Origin of the sequence: Clostridium sardiniense (assembly GCF_019753795.1) — a bacterium.
Lineage (GTDB): Bacteria > Bacillota > Clostridia > Clostridiales > Clostridiaceae > Clostridium > Clostridium sardiniense.
Map to the genome: position 1 here is coordinate 76,802 of NZ_JAIKTU010000003.1, position 16,843 is coordinate 93,644.

16 protein-coding genes are annotated in these 16,843 nt (G+C 30.8%); 1 reads left to right on the forward strand and 15 read right to left on the reverse strand.

Annotation, left to right across the window (positions count from 1 at the left end):
* Positions 1-13 precede the first annotated feature (13 nt).
* The 7 genes from K5V21_RS03820 to K5V21_RS03850 form a co-directional block, all read right to left on the reverse strand.
* Complete coding sequence (locus tag K5V21_RS03820; RefSeq protein WP_221859346.1) at positions 14-1,210, reverse strand: phospholipase C; 1,197 nt, start codon at positions 1,208-1,210, stop codon at positions 14-16.
* Positions 1,211-1,356: 146 nt separating this feature from the next.
* Positions 1,357-2,205 (reverse strand): 3-hydroxybutyryl-CoA dehydrogenase, encoded by an 849-nt coding sequence (locus K5V21_RS03825; protein WP_221859347.1) that lies wholly within the window; start codon positions 2,203-2,205, stop codon positions 1,357-1,359.
* A gap of 33 nt (positions 2,206-2,238) precedes the next feature.
* Positions 2,239-3,237, reverse strand: coding sequence for an electron transfer flavoprotein subunit alpha/FixB family protein (locus tag K5V21_RS03830; RefSeq protein WP_204595763.1), 999 nt, complete (start codon positions 3,235-3,237; stop codon positions 2,239-2,241).
* Positions 3,238-3,257: 20 nt separating this feature from the next.
* A complete protein-coding gene (locus tag K5V21_RS03835) occupies positions 3,258-4,040 on the reverse strand; it encodes an electron transfer flavoprotein subunit beta/FixA family protein (protein WP_204595764.1) in 783 nt (260 codons plus the stop codon).
* A 16-nt stretch (positions 4,041-4,056) separates the two neighbouring features.
* Positions 4,057-5,196 carry an acyl-CoA dehydrogenase gene (locus K5V21_RS03840; protein ID WP_221859349.1) on the reverse strand — a complete coding sequence of 380 codons (1,140 nt, stop codon included), beginning with the start codon at positions 5,194-5,196 and terminating at the stop codon, positions 4,057-4,059.
* A 64-nt stretch (positions 5,197-5,260) separates the two neighbouring features.
* Positions 5,261-6,043: a short-chain-enoyl-CoA hydratase gene (locus K5V21_RS03845; protein ID WP_221859351.1), complete on the reverse strand. Its 783-nt coding sequence runs from the start codon at positions 6,041-6,043 to the stop codon at positions 5,261-5,263.
* Positions 6,044-6,313: 270 nt separating this feature from the next.
* Entirely contained in the window at positions 6,314-6,958 is a 645-nt protein-coding gene (locus K5V21_RS03850; RefSeq protein WP_221859353.1) for a redox-sensing transcriptional repressor Rex, read from the reverse strand.
* A gap of 397 nt (positions 6,959-7,355) precedes the next feature.
* Between K5V21_RS03850 and K5V21_RS03855 the strand changes: the two genes are divergently transcribed.
* A complete protein-coding gene (locus K5V21_RS03855) occupies positions 7,356-8,198 on the forward strand; it encodes a phosphatase PAP2 family protein (protein WP_221859355.1) in 843 nt (280 codons plus the stop codon).
* 92 nt (positions 8,199-8,290) lie between these two features.
* Here K5V21_RS03855 and K5V21_RS03860 read toward each other — a convergent pair whose 3' ends face one another.
* The 8 genes from K5V21_RS03860 to eutJ form a co-directional block, all read right to left on the reverse strand.
* Entirely contained in the window at positions 8,291-10,504 is a 2,214-nt protein-coding gene (locus tag K5V21_RS03860; RefSeq protein WP_221859358.1) for a heavy metal translocating P-type ATPase, read from the reverse strand.
* Between the two features lie 15 nt (positions 10,505-10,519).
* Entirely contained in the window at positions 10,520-10,879 is a 360-nt protein-coding gene (locus K5V21_RS03865) for an ArsR/SmtB family transcription factor (protein WP_204595770.1), read from the reverse strand.
* Between the two features lie 114 nt (positions 10,880-10,993).
* On the reverse strand, positions 10,994-11,173 hold the full coding sequence (locus K5V21_RS03870; protein WP_221859360.1) for a hypothetical protein: 180 nt from the start codon (positions 11,171-11,173) through the stop codon (positions 10,994-10,996).
* Positions 11,174-11,346: 173 nt separating this feature from the next.
* Positions 11,347-11,925 (reverse strand): zinc dependent phospholipase C family protein, encoded by a 579-nt coding sequence (locus K5V21_RS03875; protein ID WP_245000637.1) that lies wholly within the window; start codon positions 11,923-11,925, stop codon positions 11,347-11,349.
* 411 nt (positions 11,926-12,336) lie between these two features.
* Positions 12,337-13,077: a M15 family metallopeptidase gene (locus tag K5V21_RS03880; protein WP_221859362.1), complete on the reverse strand. Its 741-nt coding sequence runs from the start codon at positions 13,075-13,077 to the stop codon at positions 12,337-12,339.
* Between the two features lie 224 nt (positions 13,078-13,301).
* Positions 13,302-14,369, reverse strand: a complete 1,068-nt coding sequence (locus K5V21_RS03885) for a mannose-1-phosphate guanylyltransferase (RefSeq protein ID WP_204595772.1) — start codon at positions 14,367-14,369, stop codon at positions 13,302-13,304.
* A gap of 199 nt (positions 14,370-14,568) precedes the next feature.
* Complete coding sequence (locus tag K5V21_RS03890; RefSeq protein ID WP_221859364.1) at positions 14,569-15,987, reverse strand: aldehyde dehydrogenase family protein; 1,419 nt, start codon at positions 15,985-15,987, stop codon at positions 14,569-14,571.
* 13 nt (positions 15,988-16,000) lie between these two features.
* The gene (gene eutJ / locus K5V21_RS03895; RefSeq protein WP_221859366.1) at positions 16,001-16,831 is read right to left on the reverse strand and encodes an ethanolamine utilization protein EutJ; all 831 of its coding nucleotides are present in this window, start codon (positions 16,829-16,831) and stop codon (positions 16,001-16,003) included.
* Positions 16,832-16,843 lie beyond the last annotated feature (12 nt).

The following is a 16,843-nucleotide window of genomic DNA, read 5'->3' on the forward strand; positions in this document are numbered from 1 at the left end:
ATTTAAAATATTTTTATTTTAAAGTATATGTTGTGCCACCTGAAATCCATTCATTAATATTTTTTTCAAGTCTAACCTTATCACCAGCTATAACTTTCACATAACTTGGTTTCCATCCATCTGTAGCAACAGTAAGTTTCTCATCTCTTATCCACATATTCTTTATATCACTATACTTAGTATTCTTATTCTTTAATTTTAATGTGTATGTCCCCTCCTGATTTCTTGTAAAATCATTCCCCGGGTTATCTAAAGCCCATTCTTCTTTTACTCCATCTTTAGTTTCAATTCCAAAATAAATATAATTATCAGTTCCGGCATCTTGTACATCAGCTGTCTTTATCATAACTACTATCTCGTTAAGATCATAATCTTTATCTACTGCATCCTTATTTGATACATCATTTAAAAATCTGTATAAATATCCAGCAACACCCTTTTGTGCGTTTCCAACACCATGAGAAGCTGCATATTCCCAATCATCCCAGCTATTACTCATAGTCGCATGACTGTAGTATAGATTTTTAGCTTTCTTTGCCCAGTACTTACAATATCCTTTTGACCATTCATTAAAATTATCATTTTTTAATGTATCTTTATAGAATGCATCATCTGTATTATATCCTGTTGTATCTAATCTGTATGTATCTTTTCTTTCTTCTGCATATGTTTCAAATTTAACATGTCCTGGACTATCAACTGCTGTTACATTGGCTGCATGATATGGGGTATTTAAGTCACCAAAATAGTGCATACCTTGTCCAAGATACCAAGCTGCTTTTTCATAATTACCCTTATCCCATTCATTCTTTGCAAGTGTTGCAAACTTTCTAGTTTGTGATTCTGCATTATCTGGTACAGCATATGAAAGATACCATTTATTATCCTGAGTAAAATTATGGTCAGTATCAGGATCCCAGAAATGATCTTGATATAAGCTATAAGCATTTGGGTCGTAATCTGGGAATGTTGATCCTAATTGAAACTTATGTAAGTTTTTCTCTAAAATACTTAAATCATTCCTTATAGCTTCTGGTTCATCCTTTGATAAATCGTGTTTAAGCATTTCAATAGCTTGAGTAACGATTACAGAGTGAGTCCCTGTTCCATCCTCTTTTCCATCCCAAGCATAGGCCTTAGTCGTATATCCAATACATATAAGTCCCGTAAGTAAAGTACAAGATAAAATCTTTAAAATCTTTTTATTCATTTGTAGTCCCCCTATTTTTATCTTTTGTGTAAAATATTTACCACCATAATTATAATCTATAAATATATAGAAAAAAAGTGACTTTTTTACAATTCATAAAAAAGTCACTTTTCTTATATTAGTGTAGTGTAGTTTGGTAATTTCTCTTATTTGCTATAATCAAAGAATCCTTTTCCAGTCTTTCTTCCAAGCCATCCAGCTCTTACATACTTTCTTAAGATATTTGATGCTCTATACTTAGTATCTCCTGTTTCAGTATATAAAACGTCCATGATTGCTAAGCAAACATCTAATCCTATTAAGTCTCCTAAAGCTAAAGGTCCCATTGGGTGATTTGCACCATATTTCATAGCTGTATCTATGTCTTCTGGTGAAGCTATTCCTTCTTGAAGAATAAATGATGCTTCATTTATCATTGGGATTAATATTCTATTTACTACAAATCCTGGAGCTTCTGCAACTTCTACAGGCTCTTTTCCGATTGCTATTGATAACTCTTTAACAGCATCAAATGTTTCTTGGCTTGTAGCTATTCCTCTAATAATTTCAACTAGCTTCATTACTGGAGCTGGGTTAAAGAAGTGCATTCCGATAACTTTATCTGGTCTCTTTGTAGCTGATGCAACTTCTGTTATTGATAATGATGAAGTGTTTGAAGCTAAGATTGTTTCTGGTTTACAGATTTCATCTAACTCAGCAAAGATTTCTTTTTTGATCTTCATGTTTTCTATTGCAGCTTCTACAACTAAGTCGCAATCTGCAGCTAAAGCCATGTCAGTTGTTCCTGAAATTCTTCCTAAGATTTCTTCTTTAACTTCTTCTGTCATTTTTCCTTTAGTAACTAATCTTGTAAGACCTTTGTTAATTCCTGCGATTCCTCTTTCAACAAATTCGTCTTTAATATCTCTAACTATTACTTCGTGACCTTTTTGTGCGAAAGCTTGAACAATTCCAGCTCCCATAGTTCCTGCACCTAAAACAAATATCTTTTTCATATTAATACCCTCCTAAAATTCAAGTTGAAAATCTTATTTTGCTTCTTTGAATTGAGCGATAAGTTCTGGTAAAACCTTATTTATATCTCCAACGATAGCATAGTCAGCCATCTTCATGATTGGAGCTGTTTCATCCTTATTGATAGCGATGATCATATCTGAATCTTGCATACCAGCAGCATGTTGAATTGCTCCTGAAATACCACATGCAATATATATGCTAGGTCTTACAGTTTTTCCTGTTTGACCAACTTGGTAATCTCTTTCTATCCATCCTTTATCAATAGCACCTCTTGAAGCTGCAACTGATCCTTCTACAACTTCTGCTAATTCATAAAGTTTTTCAAAGTTTTCTTTACTTCCAAGTCCTCTACCACCAGCTACTATGAAGTTAGCTTCACTTATATCTTCTACTTCTTTAGCTTCTTTTACTATTTCAACAACTTTAGTTCTTATATCTGAACTAGTTAAGTTAACTTCTACTTCTTCTATTTCAAAGTTAGTGTTCTTTTCTTCAACCTTTGAGAAAACTCCAGGTCTTACTGTAGCCATTTGAGGTCTGTGATCTGGACAAGCAATTGTTGCCATTAAGTTACCACCAAATGCAGGTCTTGTAGCTAAAAGGTCTCCGTTTTCAACTACAACATCTAATTGAGTACAGTCAGCTGTTAATCCTGTTGATAATCTAGCTGCAACTCTTGGTCCTAAATCTCTTCCTATGAAAGTAGCTCCTATGAATAATATTCCTGGCTTTCTTTCTGAAGCTAAATCACAAATAACCTTTGTGTAACCATCAGTTGTATAATGTTCTAATTCATCATGATCCGCAACGATAACTTCATCAGCACCATTTTCTCCTAATGTATTAGCTAATCCTTTTATATCTTTACCTAGTAATAAAGCTGTAAGCTTAACTCCTAGTTTATCTGCAATTTTTCTACCTTCGCCTAATAATTCTAATGATACTTTTTGTAATTCGCCTTCTCTTTGTTCAGCAAATACCCATACGCCATTGTAATCTGCTATATTCATTTTCAATTACCTCCCAAAATTTAGATGTAGTGTTTTTCTTTTAATTTTCCGATAACATATTTAACTGAGTCTTTAGGTCCTTCTTTTACTAATTCTCCAGCACCCTTAACTTCTTTAGTCATTGACTTCTTAACCTTTGTAGGTGAACCCTTAAGTCCTAGTTCAGCCTTATCTACATCTATATCATCTGCTGACCATATAGTTATTTCTTTATCAACTGTATCGAATATTAATCCAACATTCATATATCTTGGATGATTTAATTCTTCAATTGCAGTTAAAAGACATGGTGTTTGAACCTTTATTAATTCATATCCATCTTCTAATGCTCTGTTTACTAATAATTCTTTATCTCCTTCAACTGTAACTCCTTGAACATAAGTTACTTGAGGAATATTTAAATGCTCTGCTATTTCTGGTCCAACTTGAGCTGTATCTCCATCGATAGCTTGTCTTCCAGCGAATATAATATCATATTCTAATTTCTTAATTGCTCCAGCTAATGCTTTTGAAGTAGCAAGTGTATCTGCTCCAGCAAATGCTCTATCTGTTATAAGAACTGCTTCATCAGCTCCCATACATAGTGCTTCTCTTAAAGCGCTTTGAGCTTGAGGAGGTCCCATACTAATTACAGTAACCTTTGCTCCTGATTTATCTTTTATTTGAAGTGCAGCTTCTAAAGCATGCTTATCTTCTGGGTTTATGATTGATGGTACTCCATCTCTTATAAGTGTACCTGTCTTAGGATCTATTTTAACCGCTGTTGTATCTGGAACTTGTTTTAAACAAACTAATATATTCATTCTTAAAAGGCCTCCCCTATCTTAACTTGCTTCCTGCGATAACCATCTTTTGAACTTCTGAAGTTCCTTCGTAGATTTCTGTTATCTTAGCATCTCTCATCATTCTTTCTACTGGATATTCTTTAGTGTATCCATATCCACCGAAGATTTGTACTGCCTTAGTTGTAACTTCCATTGCAACATCTGCAGCAAATAATTTTGCTCTTGCAGCATCAACTGAATATGGAAGTCCAGCTTGCTTTAAGCATGCTGCTTTATATACTAAATGTCTTGCAGCTTCAACTTTTGTATCCATTTCAGCTATCATCCATTGTAATCCTTGGAATGCTGAAAGTGGTCTACCGAATTGCTTTCTTTCTTTCATGTAGTTAACAGCTTCTTCTAAAGCTCCACCTGCAATACCTAATGCTTGAGCAGCTATACCAATTCTACCACCATCTAGAGTTTTCATAGCTATTCCGAATCCTTTACCTTCTTGTCCAATTAAGTTTTCCTTTGGAACAATACAGTTTTCCATTATTAACTCAGTAGTTGATGATGCTCTAATTCCCATCTTATCTTCAAGCTTACCAATTGAGAATCCTGGGAAGTCTTTTTCAACTATAAATGCTGATATTCCCTTTGTACCCTTGCTCTTATCTGTCATAGCAAATATTATGAAAGTTTCAGCAACTCCACCATTTGTTATGAATATCTTTGAACCATTTAAGATGTAGTTATCTCCATCTAAAACTGCAGTAGTTTGTTGTCCTGCTGCATCTGTTCCTGCTCCTGGTTCAGTTAAACCAAATGCTCCGATTTTTTCTCCCTTTGCAAGTGGCACTAAATATTTTTCTTTTTGTGCTGGCTTACCAAATTCATTTATTAATGAAGCACAAAGTGAAGTATGAGCTGAAAGTATAACTCCAGTTGTTCCACATACTTTTGATAATTCTTCAACTGCTAGTATGTATGAAAGTACATCTCCACCAGCTCCGCCTAATTCTTTAGCAAAAGGTATTCCCATCATACCTATCTTAGCCATCTTTTCAACGTTTTCCATTGGGAATCTTTCTGTTTCGTCGATTTCAGCTGCAATCGGTTTTACTTCGTTTATAGCGAATTCTCTAACCATTTGTCTTACTAATTCTTGTTCTCTAGTTAATTGGAAATTCATTTAAATTACCCTCCTAATCAATACACCTTGATTCTTTTTAGTGATTTATAATTATTATTAAAATTTATTTATTTTGGAAGTTCTTTTCTCTTCTTTCCATGAAAGCAGTCATTCCTTCAACTTGGTCTTCTGTGCTGAAGCACTTACCAAAATCTTCTGCTTCTATCATGATTGCTTCATCTATATCAACTTGCATTCCTCTTCCTATTGCATCTTTACATAACTTAACAGCAATTGGTGCATTAGCCATAATCTTAGTTGCCATAGCTCTTGCCTCTTCCATTAAGTTTTCTAGAGGAACTACCTTATTTACTAATCCTATTCTTAAAGCTTCATCAGCTTTGATCATGTCACATGTATAAATAAGTTCTTTTGCTTTTCCTTCTCCAACTATTCTTGCTAGTCTTTGAGTTCCACCAAATCCAGGAGTTATTCCAAGACCTGCTTCTGGTTGAGCAAACTTAGCTTTTTCTGAAGCTATTCTTATATCACATGCCATTGAAAGTTCACATCCACCACCTAGTGCAAATCCTGAGATTGCAGCTATAACTGGCTTGTCTAATTTTTCTAATCTTCTAAATACTTTATTTCCTAAAACTCCAAATTCTCTTCCTTGCTCTTCGTTTAAATCTTTCATTTCTGAAATATCTGCTCCTGCAACAAAAGATTTTTCTCCTGCTCCAGTTAGGATAACGCATGTTATGTTATTGTCTTTTTCTAGATCAGTAACTACAGTGTCAAGATCCTTTAAAGTTTCTGAGTTTAGAGCATTTAATGCCTTTGGTCTATTAATTGTTACGATAGCTAAATTTCCTTCTTTTTCAAGAAGCACATTTTTTAATTCCATTAATAAAGCCCTCCCTTTATAATTACGTTATTTATATTTTCATAATTAAATTAAACTTCATGATACAAACGATACCCTATACCATCGATTTCATCTGTAAAAACTTAACAAAATCATCAAAAAATTTGATGTTTGTTAATATTATAACAAATGATGTTAAAAAATAATTGAAGCCTTTCAACTTCAATTACAATTATAATACTTTGTTAAATTTTTTGCAATATAATTCTGTGAATTGATGAAAAATTTTTAACAAAATCCTTTTATTTACTATTTTATTTTGTCATTTTTATCATGCAGTAGGTATATTAATGTTAATAAACTCTCACTAAGATGTACATTTTCTACAGTTACCTCATCTGGTACCGCAAGATCAACTGGCGCAAAATTCCATATTCCTTTCACACCACCACGGACTAAAGTATCACAAACTTTTTGTGCATTTATTCTAGGTACACATATAACACCTACATCTACACTATTATTGCTTAAGAAACTTTCTAAATTATCTATATCCTGTATTTCAACATCTCTTATTCTCATTCCTAGAAGCTTAGGATTTGCATCAAATATAGCCTTTAAATTGAAGCTCATCTTCCCAAATCTAGTGTAATTAGCAATCGCCTGACCTATATTACCAGCACCTATAATTATTGCATTATACTCTTTATCTAATCCAAGTATAGTGCTTATTTGATTTGTAAGTTCTCTTACATTATAGCCGTATCCTTGCTGCCCAAAATCACCAAAACAATTTAAGTCCTGACGTATTTGTGAAGCAGTGAAGCCTATCTTTTCTCCAAGTTCCTTTGAAGATATTCTATCAACGTCATTATTTAATAACTCATTTAAATATCTATGATATTTAGGCAATCTCTTGATAACAGCCATAGAAATATTTTTCTTTTTTTCCATACTGTATTCTCCTTAATTAATCTTTTTTTTAACAATGTTCATATATATTATTAACAACTTTTGTTTAAAAACTCTAAATTTAGAGTAAAATTTTTTAACTAACATTATTATATTATCATAAAAACAATAAAAATAATCTATTTTTCGTTATAAAAAATAAAGTTTATATATAAGTATAGACTTATATATAAACTTTGCTTCAGATATAAAGTCTATATATGACTTTATAACAGGATTCATTATCCTGTATGCTACCCATCTGTTCTGCCTGAAAGATTTACCGTAGTAAATTATACTTAGCTTTATATACTTTGTCAATGGAATTACTTGTATTATAAGGCTTTCATAGGATATAATGATATTTATTTTAATATTTATAATAGCGAGGATTTAACTTATGGAAATAATACAATATATACAAGGATTTGCAAATCCTTTTCTTGATTTCTTCTTTAGTACTATAACTCATGTTGGTGGTCCAGTAATCGGAATAACTTTTTCTGTTTTATTGTTTTGGTGTGTTAATAAGCGTTTAGGCTATAAGTTTTTATATGCTATAATATTTTCATTTTCCCTTAATAATATTCTTAAAGGGTTCTTTAACTCCCCTCGTCCAATAGGACAAGATGGTATACTAAGTAACGAAATTTCTACTGCAACTGGAAGTTCATTTCCTTCAGGTCACTCTCAGGCAAATGCAACTACCTTTGCTTTTATAATGAATCAATATAGAAATGTATATGTATGGATACTTGGCATCTTTATGCTTATTATGGTTCCTTTATCTAGACTATATTTAGGTGTTCATTGGCCAAAAGATGTAATAGCTGGGACATTTATAGGAATACTATCTGTTTTTATATCAAATAAAATATTTAATTCATCCTTTGATAAATCAGCAAAATTAATGATTTATTCTTTAATACTTTTTATAGTTATAGGAATATTTGTTCCAAGCAACGATTTAAGTAAAGCCCTTGGAGCATTTATAGGATTTATTGCTTCATTAATAATAGAAAGAAAATATATTAATTTTGATCCTAAAGGAAGCTTTATTAATCATTTGATAAAGTGTTTAATTGGAATAAGTGGCGCACTAATAATTTATCTTATATTCTCAAAGCTACTACCATCTAATTATTTTACAATATTAAAATACTTCTCAATAACAATGTGGGTTGTCTCCATCTCTCCATATATATTTGTTAAGTTTAAATTATGTAATACAACGTCTATTTAATATAATCTTTTATACTATTAGGAATAAAAAAGGATCCCAAGTAATTGGGATCTTTTTTATCTTAACAACTAATCCTATTAAGATATTATATTTTAGTTTTTAAGTGCTCTCATTGAATTTAAAACAGCAATTAAAGTAACTCCTACATCTGCAAATACTGCTTCCCACATATTTGCATCTCCTATAGTCGCTAGTATTAATACTAATACTTTTATTCCTAATGAGAATATTATATTTTGCCATAGTATCTTATTAGTTTTTCTGCCTATCTTAATAGCATCTACTAATGCTGATGGCTCATCTTTCATTAATACAACATCTGCTGCTTCTATCGCTGCATCTGATCCTATTCCACCCATTGCAACACCAACATCTGCTCTTGCAAGTACTGGCGCATCATTTATACCATCTCCAACAAAAGCAAGCTTACCATTTCTTTCTTGGTTTAAAAGTTCTTCTACCTTTTCGACCTTATTATTTGGTAAAAGCTCTGAATAAATGTTGTCTATTCCAATTTCTTTACCAACTGATTCTGCAACCTTTTTACTATCTCCAGTTAGCATTACTATATTTTTAACGCCAATCTCTTTTAATTCCCTAATTGCATCTTTTGTATCATTTTTGATTTGATCAGATATTATTATATTTCCTTTATATTCATTATCAACAGCTATATATACTATAGTTCCAATATTCTCTTCCTTGGTAACTTCTATATCGTTAGCTTTCATTAATTTTTCATTTCCTGCAAGTATTACATGTCCTAACGCTTTAGCTACAACACCTTTTCCTGATATTTCTTCATTACTATCAATCACTATATCACTTAAATCTTTATTAGTTGACACTTTATATTCTTCAACTATTGATTTTGCGATTGGATGATTAGAATAACTTTCACAAATAGCTGCATATTTTAAAAGTTCACTTTTTGAAATATCTATATTATTTATCTTATTGACCTTAAATACACCCTTAGTTAGTGTTCCTGTTTTATCAAATACTACTGTCTCAATATCTTTTAAAGATTCTAAATAGTTTCCACCTTTAACTAATATACCTTTCTTAGATGCTCCTCCAATTCCAGCAAATAATCCTAAAGGTACTGATACTACTAATGCACATGGACAAGAAACAACTAAGAAAATTAATGCTCTATATATCCATTCGCTAAAATTACCATCTCCTGTTACTAAAGGAGGTAATATAGCTAATGCTAATGCACATATTACTACAATTGGTGTATAGTATCTTGCAAATTTAGTTATAAACTTTTCTGTTGAAGCTTTTTTGCTACTTGCATTTTGTACCAACTCTAAAATTCTAGCAACTGTTGAATTTTCAAACTCGCTTGTCACTTTAACTTTTATAGTACTAGTACTATTTATGCATCCTGCAAGTATTTCATCTCCACTTGTCTTACTTACTGGCATTGATTCTCCAGTTAATGCTGATGAATCTATTGAAGTATTACCTGATATTATTATTCCGTCTAGTGGTACTCTTTCACCTGGCTTTATTATGATTATATCATCTATTTTAACTTCCTCTGGTGAAACCTTAATCATTTTATTATCTTTTTCTAGATTTGCATATTCAGCCTTTATATCCATAAGTTCTGATATTGAATTTCTTGATCTATTAACTGCATAGCCTTGGAATAATTCCCCTATTTCATAGAATAACATAACTGCTACCCCTTCTGGATATTGACCAATTGCTATAGCTCCAATAGTTGCTATACTCATAAGGAAGTTCTCATCAAATACTTTTCCCTTAAGGATATTTCTTAAAGCACTTAGAAGCACTTCTCCTCCAACAAAGAAGTATGAAATTATTAATATTATTGCATTCTCATTTAGTATCATTCCTACTATAAATAGTATAATACCAACAATAAGTCTAATGTTTTCCTTTATAAACCCAATAAACTTACTATCATTAATTTGGTTATTTTCTTTAACTTTATTAGCATGTCCATGTTCATGATGGTCATGCCCATCATGATTATGCCCAGTACAAACTCCACCACTACAATGTGATTCACTATTCTTTACAGGTTTTGATGCTAATGAATATTTTTCTACATCAACATCAGGTTCTAAATCCTTAACTACTTTAGTAACTTTATCGATCATATCTTTCTCATCAATGTTTGCATCATATTTAATTATTAAAAGTTTAAATGAAAAATTTAAAGTTACCTCTTCCGCCTCTGGAAACTTACTAACAATGCTTTCAATCTTACCAGCACAGTTAGCACAATCTAATCCATTTAATGATAGCTTTAACCTCTTGCTTTCCATAAAAATTTCCTCCTTTTATTCATTTACGTGATTTAATCCTTCATTAAATATTCTCATAATGTGCTCATCATCTAATGAATAATAAACAACTTTCCCTTGTCTTCTAAACTTAACTAATCTTGCATTTTTCAATGTTCTTAATTGGTGAGATACTGCTGATTGAGTCATGTTTAGAAGAGCCGCTATATCACATACACACATTTCACTTTCATAAAGCGCACATATTATTTTTATTCTTGTTGTATCTCCGAATACTTTAAATAATTCTGCTAAATCATATAAAGTTTCTTCTTTTGGTAATCTCTCTTTTGTATAATCCACTCTATCTTGATGTATTATATTACAATTACACTTATCTATTGAATTATTACTCATAAAAATCTTCCTTTCATATGAATGATTGTTCATATGTTCATTATATGCTTTCTTACTAAAAAGGTCAACATTAAAAAATAAAAAAAGCATAAAATAGTAAAAACTATTTTATGCTCATACACTTTCATGTTTTTTAAAATTTTCAATAATAAGACTTAGTGCTAACATAATTGCAGTTATGATGATTTGCCAAATTACCTTTTTTTCATTATTCACAAGCAAAGGAATGGTTATAAATAAAACTGCCCACACTAGAAGTAGTATATCATTCAGATACTTTGCTTCTAACTTCATTACATCACTCCACTCATCCTCCAAATATATTTAAATTATATCATAATTATATAATTTAAAATTGTGAATCGTTTTGCAATTTAACCCTCAATTTGACCTATTTTTTATATTTCATTCCTTATTACAAGTAAATTTTCAATATAACTAAATATTCCCTAGATATATTAAAATCCTTATATAGCTACTCTATTTTCTTTTTCATTTGCAACTATTGATTCAATAATCATATTAAAAACATTACTACATACATAGTAAGCAAAATTCAAATCATTTGTAAAGCCTTCTTCTAATTGATATAACTCTAAAGTCTTATCTATAAATTCTCTTACATTATCTATTTGCACCCTATTATTCTTTATAACATTTATCTTATAATTTTTTGCAACTTTTGAAAGTTCTCTCTCATAAAGAATATGAGGTTTTATTGCATTTTTAAATTCCCATCTTTGAAAATGAGGCAAGCAATAATAGTCAGTCAAGAAGTGACAGATAACCCCTAGTTCTCCACTAAACTTTCCTATACTGCTTTCGTTATTTATCTCAGTTATAGAAAGAGAGGATAATCTATCTATCATATCAACTATCATATCTATACTTTCTGTATAATAATGCTTTTTAAATTTATATCTTGAAGCACAATCTGGCTTTATGTTTCCCCATATAAATCTTTTTCTATTTATTAAATGTGATCTATCTTCTCTAAGATTGTCTAATATATAATCGGCTATCATCATGTGAGTGTTCATCATCATTTAAACATCACTTCCTTATCAAATTTAAACCTTAATTTCATCTTACTATAATCATCATATAAAATATATGTTATACTTCTGGACAAGTTGCTAATTATTTCAGAAAAGGTTTTACTATTTCAATCTAAGGTAATTATTTCTTTAATTACTTTTATTTTTAAATTACCTTAGTCCACTGTTTTATTGTACCACTTTTAAATGCTTTTATTACAAAAAATTGAAATAGTAATCTAAAATTAATATATTTGATCTGTATATATTAACAATATTTATATATACTTCTTATAAATAATAGCACTAGTAATTATATACAAAAATAAATGAAGGTATTTTTTATGTACCTTCACTTACTATGACTAACGCCTTGCCCCTTATGTCTATTGGGCTTAATCTTTATATAATTATATATTCTTATTTTTTCATAAATTCCTCTAAAGTTAATCCCGTTTCCTGTATTTTTTTTGCAACATCTTTACCTACATATCTTATATGCCATGGTTCATACTTATAGCCTGTTATATTTTCTTTTCCTTTTGGATATCTAAGTATAAAACCATAACCATGCATATTTTTCTGCAACCATGTAAATGCATCAGTATTCTCAAAATTATCTGTTAACGTTGTATCTTCAGGAGATCCAACATCTATAGCTAAACCTGTTTGATGCTCACTATAACCTGGAACTGCAACATACCTTTTTGTATACTCTATTCCTTGACTTTTTACACTTTGATCAAATACATTCTTCTGATATTCATAAGTTCTATATGCCGAAACTGGTATTAATTCAATTCCATCATTTTCTGCTTCTTTAAACATTTCTTGTAATTTTTCCGCTGCCTCTTTTTCCATAAGTATCTTTTGATTTGTTTTAGTATTTACATTTACTAAGTTACCTGGTTTATACTCTGATTCTAATCCTTTCTCTTTATTTACAAGCAAAATTTGATTTTTATATACATTTGCTACAGTCTCAGTTTTTTCATCTTTTATACCTGACTCTATATATTTTTCATCAGATTTTATATTAGTATTAATCTTTTTTATACATACAAAAAAGATTAATGGCAATATAATTGATATTAAAATAATTGTTGTAGTTCTACACTTTTTCCTATTTATTTTTCTTCTTTGTTTATTATAAAATTTCATATAAAGTTCTCCCTTCTATAACCTTAATGTAACTTAATAAGTTCTATTAGTTATAAACTTATCGCTTCAAAGTTGTAAGTTAATATAATACTTAAATAGCATATTATTTAGTAAAGTTTTGTTTGTCTTATAAAAACTATAATTTGATATGTATATTTGAAAGTATATCCAATTATAAAAAAATTAAAGCAAGCCTAATTTAAAATTAAGCTTGCTTTTTATAACTACAAATATTTTTTATAATCATTTGCTCTATCCAAATCATTTAATAGGTGCTTTATTTCCTGATCTTTATCTCTATCCATTACAAGAAGTACATCTCCTGCATCTACTATTACTAGATCCTTAACGCCTAAGCCTATTATAAGATTTTTCCCTCCAAATACTGAACAGTTTTCACACTCTTCTAAATAAACATTTTTAGATACTGCATTACTTCTACTGGCATCTAAGAATCTACTAAGTGCATTAAAGCTTCCAATATCATCCCAGGAGAAATCGCATTTAATAACATACGCTTTTCTGGTTTTTTGCATTACTCCAAAATCTATAGATATTCCATCTATTAATTTATATTGTTCCTCTATTACTTTCTCTTCATCATCTCCGCCTATATGCTTATATATCTCCATAAGTGGCTTGTGCATTAATGGAAGATATTTTTCAATTTCTCTTAGTATTACATCTGCTCTAAATACAAACATGCCCGAATTCCATAAATAAGTCCCTTTATAAATGAAATCTTTTGCTACTTCAAGATTAGGTTTTTCAGTAAATCTTGCTACCCTATAAGCTGGTCTATTTCCGCTAATCCTGTCGCCCATCTCAATATATCCATAACCAGTTTCTGGTCTTGTAGGATCTATCCCTAAGGTTACTATACATCTTCTCCTATTTGCCAATTCTACGGCTTGGGCCAGAGTTTCTATATATTCCTTTTCATTTTCTATATAGTGATCTGATGGTAGCACTATCATTACCGCATCTCTATCTTTCTTTAAAAGTCTAACTGCCGAAAGGCCTATGCATGTTGCAGTTTCTTTATTCATAGGTTCTGTAATAATATTATCCTTTTCGATATCACTAAGTTCTTCTTCTATCTTTTCTCTATAATTTTGGTTTGTAACTACGTAGATGTTTTTCTTGTCTATTAAAGGAGCTATTCTGTCTACAGTATTTACTAAAAAACTTTTATCATTAATGATTTTTAGAAATTGCTTAGGTTTTTCTGCTCTAGACAAAGGATACAATCTACTTCCTTTACCACCAGCTAAAATAAGCCCGTATATCACATCTTTTCAACTCCATGTAATACTTTAGTGTATTCTATGTTAATTTTTAGAACTTTGTGCAATAAAAAAAGCCGTACCTATTTATACGGCGCGACTTTAAACCCTAAATATTACTTTTATTTCTATAAATATCATCTATGATATCAAATTATTTCTCTATTTCAATTAATAGCTTTTAGCCTAATAAAATACATTTATTTTATCTTATATGAAATGCATCTACCATACTACATCTACGCTTCCTGCAGAACGATTTAGCAGAAGTTAAACCTTCACCGGTAGGACCTGCTATAGTAAATGTTGTATATCCTTCTCCTCCTACACCTATTCCTGCATAAGATGGTGCATTTTTAACAAAGATTGTTGTTTCAAGAAGTCTAGCCATTTTTGTAAGCTTTTCAACATTCTTTGAATGCATTATAGCTGTATGTCTATTGCCTTGTTCAGCAACATAAGCACATTCAATAGCTTCATCAACGTTACTAACTCTTACAATTGGTAATATTGGCATCATCATTTCCTCTAAAACAAAATGATGATTTCTATCAACTTCCATAATTATTGCCTTTATATCCTCATTAACATTGATCCCAAGCTTATTTAAGATATATTGTGCACTTTTACCTACAAATTCAACTTTTGGGCCCCCTTTTCCATTAGTAACCAATTGCAAAAGTTCTTCTATTAATTTTCTATCTCTTATTTCATAAGCGCCATTTAACTTCATGTTATGAACTAAATGATCAAATATTTCATCAACTGCAAAAACTTCTTTTTCTGCAATACATGGAACATTATTATCAAAGCTACAGCCATCTACTATGTCCTTTGCCGCCTTTTTAATATCTGCAGTTTCATCAACAACTACTGGTGGATTGCCAGCCCCTGCTCCAATTGCTTTCTTTCCAGTGGACATAACTTTTTTTACTATAGTAGGCCCTCCGGTAGCAACTAATACACGAACCTTAGGGTGCTCCATCATAATATTTGTATTCTCAATTGATGGCTCCTTAACGGTAGTAATAAGATTTTCTGGTGCTCCTGCTTCCTCTAAAGCTTTATTTATCATTGTAATTAATTTTATAGTAACATTTTTTGCTCTCGGATGAGGACTAAATACTACTGTGTTACCTCCAGCGATCATTGACATTGAATTACAAATAACTGTTTCTGTTGGATTTGTAGTAGGTGTAATAGCTCCAATCACTCCAAATGGACAATACTCAACTAAGGTAATTCCATTATCTCCTGTTATTGCTTCTGTTGTTAAATCCTCTATTCCTAAAGTTTTTTCTGCTGCAACTCTATTTTTAATTAGCTTATGCTCATACTTACCAATCTCAGTTTCTTCAACTGACATTCTAGAAATTAATTCTAGGTTTTCTCTTTTCAAAATAACAGCCTTTATTGTATCAACATATTTTTGTCTTTGAGCCATTGAAGATCTTAGTAACTGCTTTTGTGCAATATCAGATGCTTCAACTGCTGCATCCATTGTATCAAAAATGCCATAACTTTTTTCATTACTCAAATTATTAAACTCTACAATCCGCTCCTTTTTCACTTCTTCAATTGCTTGTCTAACTATTTTTTCTACTAGCATAGCATCTATACTCATTTTAACTTTCACCTCATCTCATTTTTTGCTCTCTATTACAATTCATTGCAATACCTAATGGTGTTACAAGTAAAGATTCATTAGTTTTTATTGTTTTTATACCAATTTCTTTTTCAAAGATATCATTAAACTCCTCAAAGCAGCATGCCCCACCAACAACATAAATTTGTGGTATATCGTAGCCTTCCAAGTGTTTTTTTACTATTGAAGCCATTTTTTCCACTACAGGCTTAATAATTGGAAAAATTTCTTTATCTTTTTTAGGATCTTTCTTTAATTTTTCTGCCTCTTCAATAGAAATTCTATAATAACCTGCAATTACTAATGTCATATGACTTCCACCAGTCGCTTCATCAGCAGTTAATATAACCTTTCCATCCTTTAAGATACTAATTCCTGTTGTTCCTCCACCAACATCAACAACCGCTCCATCTTTAATTCCAAGTAAAGTAGCTGCTGCTGTAGGCTCATCCACAACATTTATCACATCAAATCCTGCTGCTTCTACGACATTTGATATACATTTAATATTTCCTTGAATTATTCCAGGTGGAACAGCTGTAGCCGCATACCGTAGTTCTCTTCCAATAGCTTCTTCAATGCTAGATTTCATTTTTTTTAAGATGTTTATTGCACCAACAAAATCTAAAACAACTCCATCTTTAACAACTGTTGATGGGAATGTAGCACCTGCAATAGGAACATTATCTTCGTCAGTAACAGAGATAACTATATTCGCTGTACCTAAATCTACTCCTATTCTTAATTCTCCATCGCATTTATTATACTGATTATTAGCAATTAATTCAGAAAACTTTCCTAAACTTTCATTGTATATTACCATTTTTGTATCTCC